12 protein-coding genes are annotated in these 15,837 nt (G+C 35.1%); 4 read left to right on the top strand and 8 right to left on the bottom strand.

Going from position 1 to position 15,837, the window contains the following annotated elements:
* Window positions 1-25: 25 nt before the first annotated feature.
* The 8 genes from AC1RNE_RS22280 to AC1RNE_RS22245 all read right to left on the bottom strand — a co-directional run bounded on the left by AC1RNE_RS22280 (window position 26) and on the right by AC1RNE_RS22245 (window position 11,715).
* Window positions 26-1,522 (bottom strand): O-antigen ligase family protein, encoded by a 1,497-nt coding sequence (locus AC1RNE_RS22280; protein ID WP_492804310.1) that lies wholly within the window; start codon window positions 1,520-1,522, stop codon window positions 26-28.
* Window positions 1,523-1,554: 32 nt separating this feature from the next.
* Complete coding sequence (locus AC1RNE_RS22275; protein WP_492804308.1) at window positions 1,555-4,101, bottom strand: SPOR domain-containing protein; 2,547 nt, start codon at window positions 4,099-4,101, stop codon at window positions 1,555-1,557.
* 65 nt (window positions 4,102-4,166) lie between these two features.
* Window positions 4,167-4,931: a TolC family protein gene (locus AC1RNE_RS22270; RefSeq protein WP_492804307.1), complete on the bottom strand. Its 765-nt coding sequence runs from the start codon at window positions 4,929-4,931 to the stop codon at window positions 4,167-4,169.
* Window positions 4,932-5,066: 135 nt separating this feature from the next.
* Complete coding sequence (locus tag AC1RNE_RS22265) at window positions 5,067-5,360, bottom strand: Hpt domain-containing protein (RefSeq protein WP_309959295.1); 294 nt, start codon at window positions 5,358-5,360, stop codon at window positions 5,067-5,069.
* Between the two features lie 426 nt (window positions 5,361-5,786).
* Window positions 5,787-6,860 (bottom strand): glycoside hydrolase family 2 TIM barrel-domain containing protein, encoded by a 1,074-nt coding sequence (locus tag AC1RNE_RS22260; protein ID WP_492804306.1) that lies wholly within the window; start codon window positions 6,858-6,860, stop codon window positions 5,787-5,789.
* Between the two features lie 22 nt (window positions 6,861-6,882).
* The gene (locus AC1RNE_RS22255) at window positions 6,883-7,941 is read right to left on the bottom strand and encodes a glycoside hydrolase family 43 protein (protein WP_492804304.1); all 1,059 of its coding nucleotides are present in this window, start codon (window positions 7,939-7,941) and stop codon (window positions 6,883-6,885) included.
* A 22-nt stretch (window positions 7,942-7,963) separates the two neighbouring features.
* The gene (locus AC1RNE_RS22250; RefSeq protein WP_492804303.1) at window positions 7,964-9,736 is read right to left on the bottom strand and encodes a sugar-binding protein; all 1,773 of its coding nucleotides are present in this window, start codon (window positions 9,734-9,736) and stop codon (window positions 7,964-7,966) included.
* Between the two features lie 338 nt (window positions 9,737-10,074).
* Window positions 10,075-11,715 carry a carboxylesterase/lipase family protein gene (locus AC1RNE_RS22245; RefSeq protein WP_492804300.1) on the bottom strand — a complete coding sequence of 547 codons (1,641 nt, stop codon included), beginning with the start codon at window positions 11,713-11,715 and terminating at the stop codon, window positions 10,075-10,077.
* A 248-nt stretch (window positions 11,716-11,963) separates the two neighbouring features.
* Between AC1RNE_RS22245 and AC1RNE_RS22240 the strand changes: the two genes are divergently transcribed.
* The 4 genes from AC1RNE_RS22240 (at window position 11,964) to ppk1 (ending at window position 15,830) form a co-directional block, all read left to right on the top strand.
* Window positions 11,964-12,200 carry a hypothetical protein gene (locus AC1RNE_RS22240; RefSeq protein ID WP_492804298.1) on the top strand — a complete coding sequence of 79 codons (237 nt, stop codon included), beginning with the start codon at window positions 11,964-11,966 and terminating at the stop codon, window positions 12,198-12,200.
* 4 nt (window positions 12,201-12,204) lie between these two features.
* The gene (locus AC1RNE_RS22235; RefSeq protein ID WP_492804296.1) at window positions 12,205-12,612 is read left to right on the top strand and encodes a type II toxin-antitoxin system VapC family toxin; all 408 of its coding nucleotides are present in this window, start codon (window positions 12,205-12,207) and stop codon (window positions 12,610-12,612) included.
* A gap of 106 nt (window positions 12,613-12,718) precedes the next feature.
* Window positions 12,719-13,672, top strand: a complete 954-nt coding sequence (locus tag AC1RNE_RS22230) for a site-specific integrase (RefSeq protein WP_492804294.1) — start codon at window positions 12,719-12,721, stop codon at window positions 13,670-13,672.
* Window positions 13,673-13,781: 109 nt separating this feature from the next.
* Window positions 13,782-15,830 carry a polyphosphate kinase 1 gene (ppk1, locus tag AC1RNE_RS22225; RefSeq protein WP_492804293.1) on the top strand — a complete coding sequence of 683 codons (2,049 nt, stop codon included), beginning with the start codon at window positions 13,782-13,784 and terminating at the stop codon, window positions 15,828-15,830.
* Window positions 15,831-15,837: the final 7 nt, after the last annotated feature.

The following is a 15,837-nucleotide window of genomic DNA, read 5'->3' as shown; positions in this document are numbered from 1 at the left end:
TTGTTATTTAATGGTTTTGGTTCCTTTAAAAATCATTTGAATATTCGTACTTGTCAGATACTTCGGGCGTATTTAAGGCAATATCGTCTGCTTTAGTGAGTGGTGTATCCCAGCGTGGACTCAGCCAGATTAATGCCCAACTAATATATACAACTGCTGAGGTAGGCATCGTGTTTAACACCTCATTGCCATAGCTACATAATAATATCCCTGTTGAACCAGCACATAAACATATCAACTGGTTTTTAAGGACGGGGTCTCGTGTTTTCCAAATAATCCCTGCTGATTTTCCAGTAATATACAACATTATTCCGAACCAAGTAAGAAAACCAACAATACCATACATACCCCATATTTTTACATATAAACTATCAGGGGCGATATGCGAAATATACTTGTCGCTATTGAAGGATTCCCCCCATTGCCCCATGGTGCCTACTCCTGCTCCAAAAGGTTTAGAACTTAAATAATCGCTTAGTCGCTTTTGATTCATGAACCTTAATTGTAACGAAGGGTCATCTGGGTCTAATGAACTTCTAAGACGTACAATCTCAGCACTACCATTTCCGATAAGAGTATATTTTAGTATTCCGATAAATGTTAGCCCAACAACAGCACCAACAATCAAGATTTCAGTTTGCTTTATCAATACTAAAAAAGCAAATCCCCCTCCAATTAAAGCAAACATTGCACCCCTAGTACCAGAAATCAACATGCCATAAAGGATAAACATTCCTGCGATAAAGTACCACAATTTTTTCTTGAAACTATATGGCCCCGTAGCCAAGATAATACACATGATGGCTAATTGGGCTTGAGAAGCTCCAAACTGGGCGGCATCAAAATAGTATGAAAAAATTCTTAGTTTCCCGAAGATGACGTGCGTTACTTTCCCTCCATTTTCCAGCCAAGTATTTTCGGCATCGTCAAGCCCAATATATAATTGCTTCATACCATACAATGCTCCAGCAAAAGAGAATAGGATGATGATATTAAGAAATAAATCAATGTCTGATCTCTTATTCAGTAATAGTATGGATAACGAAACAGTGAGAATCCAATACAGCAAAAGTGTTCGCATTTCGTAAACCCACCCCAAGATGCTGGGTCTTTCTGGGTTCCCAATTTGCAGGATAGTCATAATTCCCCAAGCCACGATTACCCAAAACAAATCTATATTCAAATGTCTTTTTCGGAACCTGTTACTCTGATGAAATATTACGGCGAATAGGGTAACGAATAATAATGCTTCCATTCCTAAGCCAACTTGTAATCCTGCTATATGCCTCCCAATAGTAGGCATGACAAAACAATAAATCAAAAAACCAATAATACCGAGGCGTGGTCTAAAGAATATCAAAATCATGAAGCCTGCGGCAAAGGGCAAAACCAACAAGAGAAAGCCAATGGCTATACCCTTTTTAGCAATGACAATGCCCATAAAAACAGCAAACATAATAGCTGGAATAAGCCAGATATTACTTAATTTATTTCTTGAAGTATAAAATAAATTTTTGTCCATGCAGGTTTTTAGTCTTCACATTACAATGATTGCTATTTTTTTTCAGTGTAAACCCAACTCTTTTTACCAAATTTTCTATTAATCTCCTTTGCTTCAGCCAATGCTTCGGTCTGCGAAGGGAAAGCTGCAAAAGCTACTCGAACAGAACTTTCTCCTTGTTTTGGAGTAATTATTTGAGCATTCGGGAAACCTGTATTATTGAGTTCTTTTACATACGATTTAGCATTGTCTTCACTACTAAAATTACCTGCAACAACAAAATAATTATTAGTAGATGACAAGGGTTCTACTGTATTGGCTGATGTTTGTGCTGGAGTATTAAAATCTGTAGTAGCGCCAAATCCATCATCTGGTTTTGATGCAAATGTCGTATCTGGTTGTTTTTGTACCACTAAAGTATCCGCTTTCACAGCAGTTGAACTGTTTTTACGATACATATAAATGGCAGCTGTAGACAACAGGACACCCGTTATTACCCCAAAGATGACGATTAAGTTACTTTTTTTAACTTTACGGTTGGGCTCTTCATACCTAACATTGCCTGTATGGGCATTATTTGCAGGTACTATTTTATCAATAGATTTTCTATTGCCAAACTCAAACTTGGCTACTCTTTTAACGAATGCACGTAATAGATTTCTTTTCTTTGGTACTTCACCGATATATTCTTCTGCAAAGTTGATATCAACACCATTTAAAATAAACCAAGGTTTGTTGCCAGTAGTTTTAGTAAAAATAGAAATCATTTCTTTATCTATTTTAGTCCAGATTCTATTGGCTCTACATAATAAAATGGTAGCGTTTAACCTTGGAAACGATTCTGGCTTGATAATCATGTTTTCTAATGGAGGAAACTCAATTAAACAGAAATCTGCGTTTAGGCTTTCTCTAAAATCATAATCATTATTCCAACTATGTGTTTCTACGCTATAGTCTAAGTCTGTCAGCTCTTTCGCTAGTAAGTAGGCAATGGTAGACTTCCCTTCGCTTTTTTGGGTACTAATCAAACCAATGGTAACGGGTTTCTGGGTGAGGTCAACTGTTGCGAGCAATTGTTGCATCAACCTCAAGTTTGATTTTAATAAAAAAGAAGGATTTTCATTTAACAAGGGGTATACGCCCAGTAAGGGCAGACCGACAATATTTTTCGCCCGTTGAGGTTCCATCAAGGTTTTATTGATGAGCGCCTGCGTGAGGATAAGTGCTAAGACTAATACGAACCCAACCAAAAAACCAACGATTACTAAAACCATTCTTTTAGATGCGTTGGCCTTCAATGGTAAGAACGGAGGGTCTACCACATTAAGCTTGGCCGTAATTTCTGTATTTTGTTGATTTAGCTTTGCTGCATTCAAATTGTGGAGTAAATCAAGGTATTCTTGTTCTGAAATAGCAATAAGTCGCTCAATTTTTTTCAGCATTGCCCCCATCGGTGCAAACTTTCTATATTCTTCTTGAAACTCCGCTTTTCGTTTATCCATTACGGTTAAACGCGCTTTGCTTTGTTCAAAAGCAAGTGTTGTAGCTAACCATTGGTCTAATACTGTTTTGGTAGGTATTCCACTCGGCGTCATAGATTCCACATAGAGATTCTCTAAAGATGACTTCAACTTTTTTTCAAGTCGAGCCGCCACCGTCTTTAGGCTATCCATTTGGCCATTTTTCTCACCTTTTTTATTCAGTAAATCTTCAAGGGCAATTTTGCTATAGATATCCGCCAGTTTTTCTCTTTCTTTGATTACGTCACTTCCGTATAAAGTCTGATATGTTCGACCCTTAATATTTTCGTTTACTTTGGCTAAAGAAGAGCTTGATGCCATTTTATCCATTTCCAGATTGTGGTTCATGGCATATAAAACTTCTCGTTCCCCTGCTACAGCTTTGGTTTGTTCATAATAGTTAATGATGTCATTATCTTTATTGAATGCCAAGAATAGTCGCTCGGCAGAGTCTAGTTTAGAAAACGCTTTTTTGGTTTCGATTTCAAAATAAGTCAATGCACTTGTTGTCTGACCTTCTTTTAACTGGCGATGTTTCAACATAAACACTTGCTCTAATAATTCAAGTGTACGCTTACAGATAAATGGGTCGTTGGCTTCATAAGAAATCTTAATCAAGTCACTATTACTAATCCTTGAAGACTTTATTTTATTAAGCACATCAATTGAATAGTAATGATTATCTGAGTGAATGAGTTTGTAAATAGGATTCTCTTCACTTTTTGACATATATGCAACTACAGCATCGCGTGTTTCAGCTACAGTTGACTTAACAAGTCTTCTTTTTAGGGATTCTGGAACTAGCTTTTGTAGTTCATCGTAGGCTCCCCATGTAATTACGTTAGGGTCGTGTTTTTTTAAGAAAAGGTGTTCTGAGAGTAATTGTACCGCTACTTCTTCTTTGGTCTCTCTCGAATCAATTACGGTAAGTAAGTTATCAAAAGCATTACTAGTAGCGAAATAATCGGCTTTTATAATTCCACTTAAACTGTATCCAGAGGCTATCCCTGTATAAATAATAGACTCTGAAGAATATACTTTCTTTTCATTTCTGGTAAAGTAAAAAATAGTAAATGCCAAAGCACAAGGGATTAAAATTAACCACTTTAGATTTTTGACAATTAGTCTTATAAAATGTAAAAAGCTCATTTAATCTGTTGTAATAATGTTGTAAGATTTACCCCAACGACAACTTCAAGTTGCATGAAAATTAATTGGAAATTATTGAGGGCAGTCTCGTATTCTACTTTTGCTTTATTAAAGGATTCAAGCACACTTGATACTTGATCGATAGTAATCTGATTCTGTAAAAATTGTTTCTCTGCCAAAGAGCTATTCGACTTAGCAATTTGCAGGTTATTGCTATTGATGATGAATACCTTTCTTGCCAGCCTTAGCTGTTGATACAAACCTATTATTTGCTGTTTAATTTCAAGCGTGAGGTTTTCTTGTTCAGCTAATGCAATATTTACTTGCGCCTGACTCGATTTCAGTAAGTGCTTTCTGTTGATAATATTGGTTATAGGAAGTGATGCCGCAACCCCAAAATTGTAAAACCCAGTTTGGGCTGTCGTAAAAGAATTTGCTCCGGGAACAGTTGTTGCTGTATTATTTACGGCTGAATAGTTTGTACCATAATTGTATGAAGAGATAAGGCCTATTCCACTAAAGAGAACATTTTTGTTGATTTTTAACGTTGATGTTGCAATATCTACACTATTCATACTTCTCTTTATTTGAGGAGACGATTTTGTCGCAGCATCAATCAGCAAGGGCAAAAACTCTTCCGAATCTAAAGCTTTTGCTAATAAGGCATCAGCAGGAAGTGACTGCCCAGTAACCTCTAATTTACTTATCCATAATACAAAAAATAAAAAAATGCTAATAGTATATCTTCGTGACCCAACCATAAAAAATCTATTTAAAGAAATTTAATATTTCCTATCTTCTTTTAGAATCAAGCGATTCATGTTAAAATTTATCATTTACGAATATCAAATATACTCCGATTTTAATAACTAATAAATGGCAAGGTTGTTTTAAGACTATAATCCTTCTTCTTCCATTCTTTTTAAATCTTCTGTTACAATCTCTTTTACTTTAACTACCTCTGGCGAAAGTGCATTATAGCGTCTTATTAATTCGTCTCCTGTCGGATTTCCTTTTGCATAAAGCTCATACTCATGAATTTTCGGGCTAATCTCAGGAAAGCCAATCATCGAAAAACACGGTTTAAATTGATGAGCCAATCCGCCTACTTCGGCAAACTTTTTTTGTTGTAGTTTAGTCTGAATATCCTCCCAAATAGGTAAACTATCTTCTAAAAAAGACTCAAACATTATTTTTACAATTGTTACATCATCACCGTAAATATTGTTGAGGTGATTAACATTAACTTGAGAATTAAAGCTGAACATATCTTGGATTGTTTCTTATGACTAATTGACAAAAACTATACCATAAAAATGACTGAATTAAAAAAAACGTGATGTTTGAAGAATTACTTTCTATAAATAAATATCATAATTCTGTTTAACAACTATTTACAACGATTAAAAGTACTGAAAACTCGACAAAATTAAAACTTATCATACAGTATTTTGAAGATTTATTTGCTTTGAACTTCTTAAAAACGCTACCCTCTAAGAATTTATTGAGGTATATTGTCAAAAATCATTAATAATCAATCAGTTATAAAAAATGCCGTTAGTACTATCGATTTTTTTCGATAGTACTAACGGCATTCCTAAATCTATAAATATCGCTTACTTCTTGCCTGTAAGTGCTTTAATTACCTTTACTTCTTCTGGTTTATAAGCCGTTCCGTCTGGTCTGAAAATATCATGAAACCATAATTCTGGCTCGTTTCCAGTAGGCATTGGCTTATCCCAAGCGTAAATCGTATTAGTTTTTCCTGCTACTAAACCCCAGTTATAGGCTGCGATGTTCTCTTTCTTTAATAAAGGCATAATGCTACTGAATAAGCTATTTCTACTTCTGGCCATGTATTCAGTACAAAGCAATGGACGTTTTGATAATGTTCTTAGTTTTGCTATATCTTCTATGTGATTCTGTAAATCACCATAATTATGATAAGTAGTAACGTCTGAATTTTTAATCTGGAAATCAGATAATTCTTTCAAGCTCCAGTTCCAAACACCCGCAGAAAGAGGCTGACTTGGGTTGGCTTCTCTACCCCAAATAAATACCTTTTCTAGCAATGGCATACTCTTATTTCCATAGCCTGAATTGCCAGGTTCATTGTATAAATCCCATAAAACTATTCGCTTATCATTCTTGAAAGTTGTCAAAACATCTTTTACATATGCTTCTAGTTTTTCGATGACTTTCGGGTCGGTGAAAATCAATTCCCCTGGGTCGCGTACCCATCCTGAATTATGAATCCCTGGTTTTGGGGCAGGCTGTTTCCCAGCACTGTATGTCGGATTCCAGCAATCATCAAATAATACAAAAAGCGTAGAAATATGATGCTTATTAGCAATGGTCAAATATTGATTTACGCGACTTTTAAATCCTTTAGGATCAACTTCCCACGCTAAATGGTGTAAATAAACTCGCATAGAATTCATCCCAATGCTTTCGGCATAACCTAGTTCTCTGTCAATAGTTGTAGGGTCAAAACTCTCTGCTTGCCACATCTCTAATTGATTGATGGCAGTGCTTGGTATAAAATCACTACCACGCAACCAACCTTTTGTTTTGTACCAAGCATTTGCCTTTTCAACTGACCAAATTTCTCTTGGAGCGGATTGTGCCACTATACGTTGAGATAATAAACTGAAAACCAGAAGGCTCAGTAATATTTTGACAATTTTCATGTGATTAAAATTTATTTATGAATTATTTTGAATTGTTTGCTACTGGTTTTTTCAATGCTTGACTTTCTTTTACTGGTATGCCAAAATTAGGAGAACCATCGGCGTTCCAAGTGAACTTTTGGGCTCTTGGTGAGCGAAAACCACCGCATCCTTGTCCTGCCTTTGAATTAGCATGGTAAAGAATCCAATCTTCCTTACCATCAGGCGATTTAAAAAATGAATTATGCCCTGGCGCAAACACGCCATTTTCTGGCGATTGTTTAAATACAGGTTCTGGCGACTTTCTCCAACTCTTCGGGTTTAACAAATCTGCACTTGCATCAGCCGTCAACATTCCTAAGACATAAAAGTCTGTCCAACAGCCACTTGCTGAGTAAATAATAAATAGTTTTTTGTCATGCATTAAAATCTGAGGACCTTCATTAACATTTACATGAGAAAGATTAGGGTCACCCGTAATATCTCCATGTTTCTCCCATTCAAAATCAGAGCCTGATATCATTGAACGATTCCCTTCAATCGTCCAAGGGTTTTTCATTTTAGCGATATAAATATTTTGTGCTCCATTCTTATCGCCTTCCCAACCCGACCAAATCATATATAATTGACCAAGGTGTTCGAATACATCGCCATCAATCGCCCATTTGTCTGATGGGTCAGCTACTTTTCCTTTAAAAGTCCACTCTCCTTGCATAGGGTCGATAGACGGGTTTTCTAATACATACATTCGGTGATGATTGTTGTCGCCATCGTCACCAGCAAAATACATATACCATTTTCCCTGTATAAAATGAATTTCAGGAGCCCACAGCTCTTTAGAATACATTGTTCCTGTAGGTGGAATCCATGCCACTTTGCTTTCAGCAGTTTTTAAATCGGCGATGCTCTTTGTTTTAAAAAGCACTAATTTGTTTTGTGAAGTATGGGTATAATAGTAATAACCATCTTTATAAAAACTATAAGGGTCTGCCCCAGAGGGCAATAAAGGATTGTTAAAAATACCGCCTTCCTCAACTGATTGAGCGCAACTCACAGTAACAAAGGCAATTAGGCTAAATAATAAGAGTATTGTTTTTTTCATTGAATATGTATGTTAATGCTATTTATTTCAAAAAAATCCCAGACCACGTATAGGGTGCATTTTCTATATTTCCAGCAATGGTTTCGGTATAATCTGCTATGTTTTTTCCTGAATTTTCAGTAAGACTTACATTGAAACCTATCCGTTTTCCTTTAGGTGGTTTTCCACCCAAACTATTCCAAGAGATTGCGATTTCTTGGACGTAACCGCCTGTCACTGTTTTTACAGCAGATTTAATTCCTGACATATTTGCTTTGTCAATCCATTTCCCCTCAGCACCTTCTTTCATAGAAAGTTGATTATTAGTAGCCATAAAAAACCTATAAACACCTTTGTCTGGTGCTTCATAAGCTTTGTTTTGAGCATCAATAAAAATGCTTATTCCATCATTATTTTCCAGTGTAGCAACGTTACTTACAACTTTAGTATCATTTACTTTAACAACTATATAAAGATTTTTTTCATCATAACTTACTGATGCTCTGGCTTGTGTAGCACTTTTTTGACCAATTAATATTGGCAAATCTGATTTCCAAATATTTTCTTGTGTAAGCCCGTCGATGACGAGCGTTTCTTTATTTACCTTCAGTGCTGGAATGACATAACCTTTTATCATCCATATTTCTGATCTGTTGGCGTAAGCATTCGTACTTGTCAGGGCCACTACGCTATTATCATCTAATACGCTAAGACTATTCCATAATCCTGATTTATTATTTGGTATTGAAAATGGGCTAGATTTTCGACTAAAATTATAGGCTTGGTCATTCCCAATAACCACCTTCATTTCTGAAAAATCCATTTTATTGTTTCGTCCTTCTGTTCCCTGATATGAAAGAATCGTTTCTCCTGTTTTTAGTTGTCGTAAATACGGAGCTCCCGCATAAATATCATTCCTTATTTTTTCACTTAGGGCATAAAAGCGATTATCGCTCTTAGCATCTACGACAGTATCCCAATTTTGCGTAAGCGTATTTTTAATAACATAAGGTTTGAAGTTATCAAAACCATTATCTTCAATAGAAAAGGCTATTTCTTTGTGATTGTTCAGTAATATAGGAACAGGCATTCCATCTCTGCTACCTGCTCTGAAACTTACTATTTGCGGTTTTTGAGTCCATGTTAACCCATTATCATTTGAACGGAGCATCGAAATATTTTGCTCTCCTGAAGTGGTGTATATTCCTTCGTTAGCAAAAAAGAGTTGAATTTCCCTATTCGGTAATTGAATAGCAGACGGTTCCCAACAGCCATTTTCAAAACGATAATCAGCTTCATACAAAAGCTGTTCATCTTTCCATATCAATCCACCGTCATAGCTTTTTTTAGTACGAATAGCAAAACGTTTAGTAGGCTCTTTCCCAGAAGGACGAGGATTATAACACACTAAAATAGAAGCGTCTTTTAGTTCTAAAATATCTGGTACTGCCATATTTACACCATCGTGCTTATTAGCAACCACGATAGGCTCACTCCATGTATTCCCACGGTCAGTGCTTTTTACCACTACCACATTGCCGTCTGCTTCATAGACTGCTATTAATGATTTATCAATGCGTTGTATCATTCTTGCGTATCCACAATATCTTTCATTATTAGCAGATGATGAGACTTTTCGCAAAGTATTAAAATCCCATGCTATTCGAATGCCATTGATAGGTAATCGGGACGAGATAGTAGGATTAATCTTAGTGGTGTCTTGCTGAATTTGAGGCATAAGGCTACTACTTTGTCCCCATTCTACAGAAAATAAAAAGAATGCATTAATAAGATAAATACGTTTAAGCAAAATCATTTTGAACAGTTTTATTGCTTCTCATTTAAGGATTTTTCAAGAATATTTTTATGTTATTAAAGTATTCTTATAATTAACAGGACAAAGTGAAGAATAATTATTTAATTTTTCTGTTCAAAAGTTATTCAAAATGTCTCAATTTGTGTTAAAAATGAGATTTAGGACACCAAAAGTCTAATTTATCCTTGTATTTGACCTTGAAATTCTATTTTCTTTAGGCTTTGCCAAATAGATGTAATGTGACACCATCAGCATTATCCTTTCCAACGATTCGTTAAATAAAAAAACGGTTTCGAGGTAAGTCGAAACCGCTTTTCAAAGAATATCTAAAGATTACATTACTTACCTGCCGTTATTTCAAGTAAGTCTTTATCATGGTGAAATTTTTGAACACATTCATTATCCAAAATCATAGTTGCACCATTTTCAGCAGAATATTTTTGCCAAGTTGGTAAGCCTTTATGATTTGGATTCCCCGATTTAGCAAAGTTTATCCAAGCCTGACTGATTTTGTTTGAAAGAGTATAAGCACCCGTTCCACCTCCCGTCATTTCTTCACAACGAGCGATATTATCAAATACAAAAGGAATTTCGATACAGTGAATTGCCTTGTACATCCCATCCATAATAGGCGACTGCCAAGTAAACATATACATATAAACTGGAGCTGCATCGGCAGTAGCCTTTATATTTGCTTGTTTAACTGCTCCTGGGCGAAACGTTGCCACATCAATATCTATTAAGTCAGATGGTTTGGTCGTATTGGGATACGCTTTCTCCACTGCTTTTAAATAAGCCTCTGTTTTATCTCCGTATTTCTTCTGTAAAAATGCCTTCGCTTCGTCTGTTGAAAAATTTCTAATAGCAGGGTTAATCAGCGATGCCATAAATTCATTCTTAGTTGAACCAATCAACAAAGGAACATTTTTAGAAATTTCAATCCCTGCTGGATCTACTTGCTGATAAGGTAAATAGTTCCCATCATGACTTGGTCCCCAACTCAAGCCACCGCCTACAAAAGCTTTTCCTTCTGCTTTCATTTTGGCTTGTACTTTTTGCTGAGCTCTTTTGCCCGCTGCATTTAAAACATCGTATGGTATTTTTTGCAAAGAATCTACTTGATTAGGCTGTAAACCTAACTCTTCTAACAAAGCTGCACTTACTTTCTGAGCATCTTCTTTTTCTAAGAAACTAGTTCTGTAACTTCCACTTTGCACAATAGCTTTCTGAAAAAAGCCTTTTGCTGAAGGTGCGTACATCAACGTTGTTACTTTAGCACCACCGCCTGATTGTCCGAAAATCGTTACGTTATTAGGGTCGCCACCGAAATTAGCAATATTTGCTTTTACCCAATGTAAAGCAGCTTCCAAGTCCATAATGCCAACATTGGCGGAATATTTATATTTATCACCATAAGCCGATAAATCGCAAAAGCCCAAAATATTCAAACGATGATTTAAAGACACAACTACAACATCCCCTTTTTTACTCAAATTTTCACCATCATAAGAAGGGAGTTCAATGGAAGAACCTGCGGTAAAACCACCACCATGTAGCCAAACCATCACTGGACGTTTTTTCTGGTCGTTGATTCCTGAACTCCAAACATTAAGGCTTTGACAATTTTCATTGGTATAACCCCAATTGTGATTAAATGCGAATTCGATTACATCATTTACTGAAGTCGTTGCATCCATCGGACATACTGGTCCATAAGTCATTGAGCTTCTTACACCTTCCCAAGCTTTTGGTTTACTCGGAGGCATAAAGCGTTCTGATACAGCATAAGGAATCCCTTTGTAAGTATAGATGCCCTTGTGAACATAGCCTCTTACCTTACCAAATTCAGTCTGTACAACGCCAGTGCTTGAATTGGCTATGATAGGAGCAGGAGTAGCTGTTTTTTTCTGGCTAAAACTCAACATAGGAGATAGACTCATGAGCAATAGCGACAGTATTATGGATGTTTTCTTTTTCATTGTAAATAGAAGATTGGTATAAAATTGAGTTTTTGAAAGGTAAAATTTATTATTGTCTCAATTTGAGACTTTATAAAACAAAAGTCTGAAAAAATATTGGAATTATTCAATATTTTTTCAGACTAAATAGCAAAAATTGTTTAAAGCTTGATTATAAAGGTTTTCATTTAGAGATATTGAGTTAATAATTGCTAAAGTTTAACCAACATATTTTATAATGAAGTAAATTTGATAAAAACAATAATATCATGGAGGCTACTTTTAAAATTCCTGTCAACGCATTACCAAATATTGTAAAATCAATTAAATCATTATTTGGCGCTACTGTAATGATAGACATTACCGTAAAAGAAAGCGAGCAAAATAAGGATATTGATTATACAGAAATGTTTAAAAGAACGGAACAAACAAGATTGAAAAATGAAGCGATTATTGTTCCTGAAGGTTTAGACTTGTCTGCCTTGGCAAATGAAGTAAACTTATAATGTTATGATCTATTTTGATACCGATGTTCTAATCAACTATTTATTTAATCAAAACCAACTTAGCCATAGTAAAGCAATTGCCGTTTACCAACAAGCCATAAAAGATAAGGTATTTTTCACATCACTTCTAACTTTACAGGAGCTTAGCTATGTTGCTAATCGTTTAGGTTGTCGAGAATCTGATATTGAAATAATGATTCAAGACTTTATGATTGCAAAGCCTGTTGCTTATACTACAACAGATTTTATCAGAGGTATTAAATTAGCAAAATTGATAGGTTTCCAAAATATCAATGATTGTCTGCATACAGCAATTGCAGAGAATAATGGTTGTACTGAAATTTACACCTTCAATAAATCTGACTTCCAAAAAATACAACGTCATACCAAAGTAAAAATCACTATTTTATAATTATGTCTTTTATAATGAAGCTTTACAGGTATAATTTTTTACTTCCGATAATTAAACATTATCATAATTAAAAGTATATTTGTAAAGCTTAATCCAGAATCAAACCATGCAAGAAATTTCGACCGTTGATAATCATGCTTTGGCAAATGTTCAAACACTCGCTGAAAAAATAAATGCTTATGGTCGCAAAGGTTTAGAAGGTGCAGTAAATACCCAAAGAGCATATAGAGCAGATTTAAAACATCTCAAAGATTGGTGTGAAAAAAATAATTTTACAATGATGCCTATTTCGGCTACTACTTTGGCTGGCTATGCAGCATATTTGGCAGATACACATAAATGGTCAACGATTAATCGTCGTTTTGCGGCTATTGCCAAATTACATCATTTGAATAATATAGATGTTCCCATGCAGGACCGCCAGTTCAGAGCAGTGATGGAAGGAATTAAAAGGACAAATGGTATCCGTCAAAAACAAGCTCCCGCTTTTAACATCAAGGAAATCAAAAATGTATTGCGTAGTATGGAAACAGACACCAATACTTTATTACGAAACAAGGCTCTTTTGTTATTAGGATTTACTGGGGCGTTCAGACGCTCAGAATTGGTGGCTTTAAATTTGGAAGATTTAACCTTTTCGGAAGACGGGCTTATCGTATCAATGGGAACAAGCAAAACCAATCAATATGGCGACTATGAAGAAAAAGCAATATTCTACAGTCCAGAGACAGCGCTTTGCCCAGTACGAACTTTACAAAATTGGATGACAACGTTAGGAAGAACTACAGGTCCATTATTTGTTAGGATTAGAAAGGGTAATCAATTAACCGACGAAAGGCTTAACGATAAAACGGTAAACGATTTAGTAAAAAGTTATTTAGGTGAAAAATATTCTGCCCATTCACTTAGGGCGTCTTTTATAACCATTGCTAAACTCAACGGAGCTGACGACAGCGAGGTAATGAGACAAACAAAACATAAAACTTCGGCCATGATTATTCGCTACACTCGCCTTGAAAATATCAAACAACATAATGCTGCGATGAAACTTGGCTTGTAAACCGATATGATATCCTTTTAAATTAATATCTTGTTAAGAAAATTAAAAGTATTTCAATCTTATTCGATTTATAGTAGCTTTAATCTACTTAATTATTTTCTCATATTTCATGCAAGATTTTACATTTTTCGACAGAGATATTAGCTGGTTATACTTCAACGAACGAGTATTAATCGAAGCTCAACGAAATGAAGTACCATTGTTAGAAAGAATAAAATTTCTTTCTATCTATTCTTCAAACTTAGATGAGTTTTATCGAGTAAGAGTTCCTACTTTGATGGCACTGAAAAAGCTTTCGGAAAAAGATGAGTTGGACGATGCTGGAAAAAACAAAGAAGTACTCAATCAAATCAAAGAGATTGTGAACCATCAATTACAAAGTTTTGGACAAACACTTTCAGCACAAATATTGCCTGCCCTAAAGGAAAACAATATCCATCTTGTTTATAATGAACCCATCCCGACTACTATTTTGGATGCTACAAGAGAGTATTTTTTCACACAAGTACTTGCCTTTTTACAACCCATATCCTTATTAAAAAGCGAGAAAAGCTTTTTTCCTGAAAACAATAAGCTGTATGCTTTAACTGTATTTTCATCTGAAAAACATCCAGAAGAGCAAATTCAAATCATTAATATTCCATCGAATGATTTACCACGATTTCACAGTATCGTTAAGGATAAAATACAATACATTGTATTTTTAGAAGATATTATCAAAGAGCATCTTCATCTAGTTTTCAAGAAATCAACCATCACAGGTTTTTATACTTTTAAAACTACGAGAGATGCAGATTTGGCATTGGAAGATGACTATAAAGGTGATTTAGTAGAAAAGCTAGAAAAACAAATTGCGAAAAGAGATTTGGGCTTTGCCACACGTTTTTTATACGATGCCAAAGTTCCTAAAAACCATTTAGATACGCTAACCGAATACCTTAATCTAAAAAAACAGAGTATCATAGAGGGAGGAAGCTATCATAATTTAAAAGATTTCTTTTCTATTCCCATTCATAATGCTACTTTGAAATACGACAATTGGCCCGCTATTCCTCATCAAATTGCTGAAGACAAAACACTTTTTGATGAAATTAGTCAGGGAGATATGATTTTCCACCCACCTTATCAGTCTTATGATACTGTACTTCGTTTTTTTAATGAAGCGGCTATCAACCCGAATGTAGAAGAAATTTATGTAACTCTGTATCGAGTTGCCAGCGATTCAAGGATTGTAAATGCATTGATTAGTGCGGCAAAAAATAGCAAAAAAGTTACCGTTTTAGTTGAATTAAAGGCACGATTTGACGAAGAGAATAATATCAAATGGGCAAAAAGAATGAAAGCCGAAGGTGTAAAAATCATCTACAGCATACCATCTCTAAAAGTTCATGCAAAAATCGCTTTAGTCAAGAAAAAAATGAGTAAGAAAACCTATTACTTCGGCTTACTTGCCACTGGCAATCTCAATGAAAGTACTGCAAGGTTTTACACAGATCATATTTTATTGACAGCTCATCAGGAAATGCTTCAAGAAATGGAATTGGTCTTTCGCTTTCTCAGTAAAAAGAAACGAAAACCCAATATTTCAGATATTAGTAACTTCAAACATTTATTGGTTGCTCAATTCAATTTACAGCATAAGTTTATTGCTTTAATAGACCGCGAAATTAATAATGCTAAAAATGGATTACCTGCTTCCATTACCCTCAAAATGAACAATTTAGAGGAACGAGTGTTGATTAGCAAATTATATGAAGCATCAAACGCTGGTGTAAAAATTAACTTAATTATCAGAGGTATTTGCTGTTTAATCCCTGGTATTGTAGGTATGAGCGAGCATATTAGTGTACGGAGAATCATTGATAAATACTTAGAACATGGTAGGGTTTTTATCTTCCATAACCAAGGAAATCAAGAAGTATATATGGGTTCTTCAGACTGGATGGATAGAAATATTTATCGAAGAATTGAGGTGTGTTTTCCTATTTATAATGAAACCATCAAACAAGAAATATTACAAATTATTGATTTACAGCTCCGTGATACCATTCAAGCTGTTGCGATTGATGATTCATCAAACAATGTGTTTTTTCCAAAAGATGAAACAGCTTTACGCTTACGTTCACAAGCGGAAATATATCGTTTGCTAAGTAAATAGTTTTTGG

It is taken from the genome of Arcicella sp. GW822-FHT02H01 (genome assembly GCF_058802005.1).
Note: the sequence above shows the minus strand (reverse complement) of the source record. Positions and strands in the feature narration are given on the sequence as shown.

Excerpts from the sequence above, each read along its gene's own strand:
- AC1RNE_RS22265 (WP_309959295.1), bottom strand. The coding sequence starts at position 5,360 with ATGTTTGAGTCTTTTTTAGAAGATAGTTTACCTATTTGGGAGGATATT.
- AC1RNE_RS22250 (WP_492804303.1), bottom strand. The coding sequence starts at position 9,736 with ATGATTTTGCTTAAACGTATTTATCTTATTAATGCATTCTTTTTATTT.
- AC1RNE_RS22245 (WP_492804300.1), bottom strand. The coding sequence starts at position 11,715 with ATGAAAAAGAAAACATCCATAATACTGTCGCTATTGCTCATGAGTCTA.
- AC1RNE_RS22235 (WP_492804296.1), top strand. The coding sequence starts at position 12,205 with ATGATCTATTTTGATACCGATGTTCTAATCAACTATTTATTTAATCAA.
- AC1RNE_RS22230 (WP_492804294.1), top strand. The coding sequence starts at position 12,719 with ATGCAAGAAATTTCGACCGTTGATAATCATGCTTTGGCAAATGTTCAA.
- AC1RNE_RS22280 (WP_492804310.1), bottom strand. The coding sequence starts at position 1,522 with ATGGACAAAAATTTATTTTATACTTCAAGAAATAAATTAAGTAATATC.
- AC1RNE_RS22255 (WP_492804304.1), bottom strand. The coding sequence starts at position 7,941 with ATGAAAAAAACAATACTCTTATTATTTAGCCTAATTGCCTTTGTTACT.
- AC1RNE_RS22260 (WP_492804306.1), bottom strand. The coding sequence starts at position 6,860 with ATGAAAATTGTCAAAATATTACTGAGCCTTCTGGTTTTCAGTTTATTA.
- AC1RNE_RS22270 (WP_492804307.1), bottom strand. The coding sequence starts at position 4,931 with ATGGTTGGGTCACGAAGATATACTATTAGCATTTTTTTATTTTTTGTA.
- ppk1 (WP_492804293.1), top strand. The coding sequence starts at position 13,782 with ATGCAAGATTTTACATTTTTCGACAGAGATATTAGCTGGTTATACTTC.
- AC1RNE_RS22240 (WP_492804298.1), top strand. The coding sequence starts at position 11,964 with ATGGAGGCTACTTTTAAAATTCCTGTCAACGCATTACCAAATATTGTA.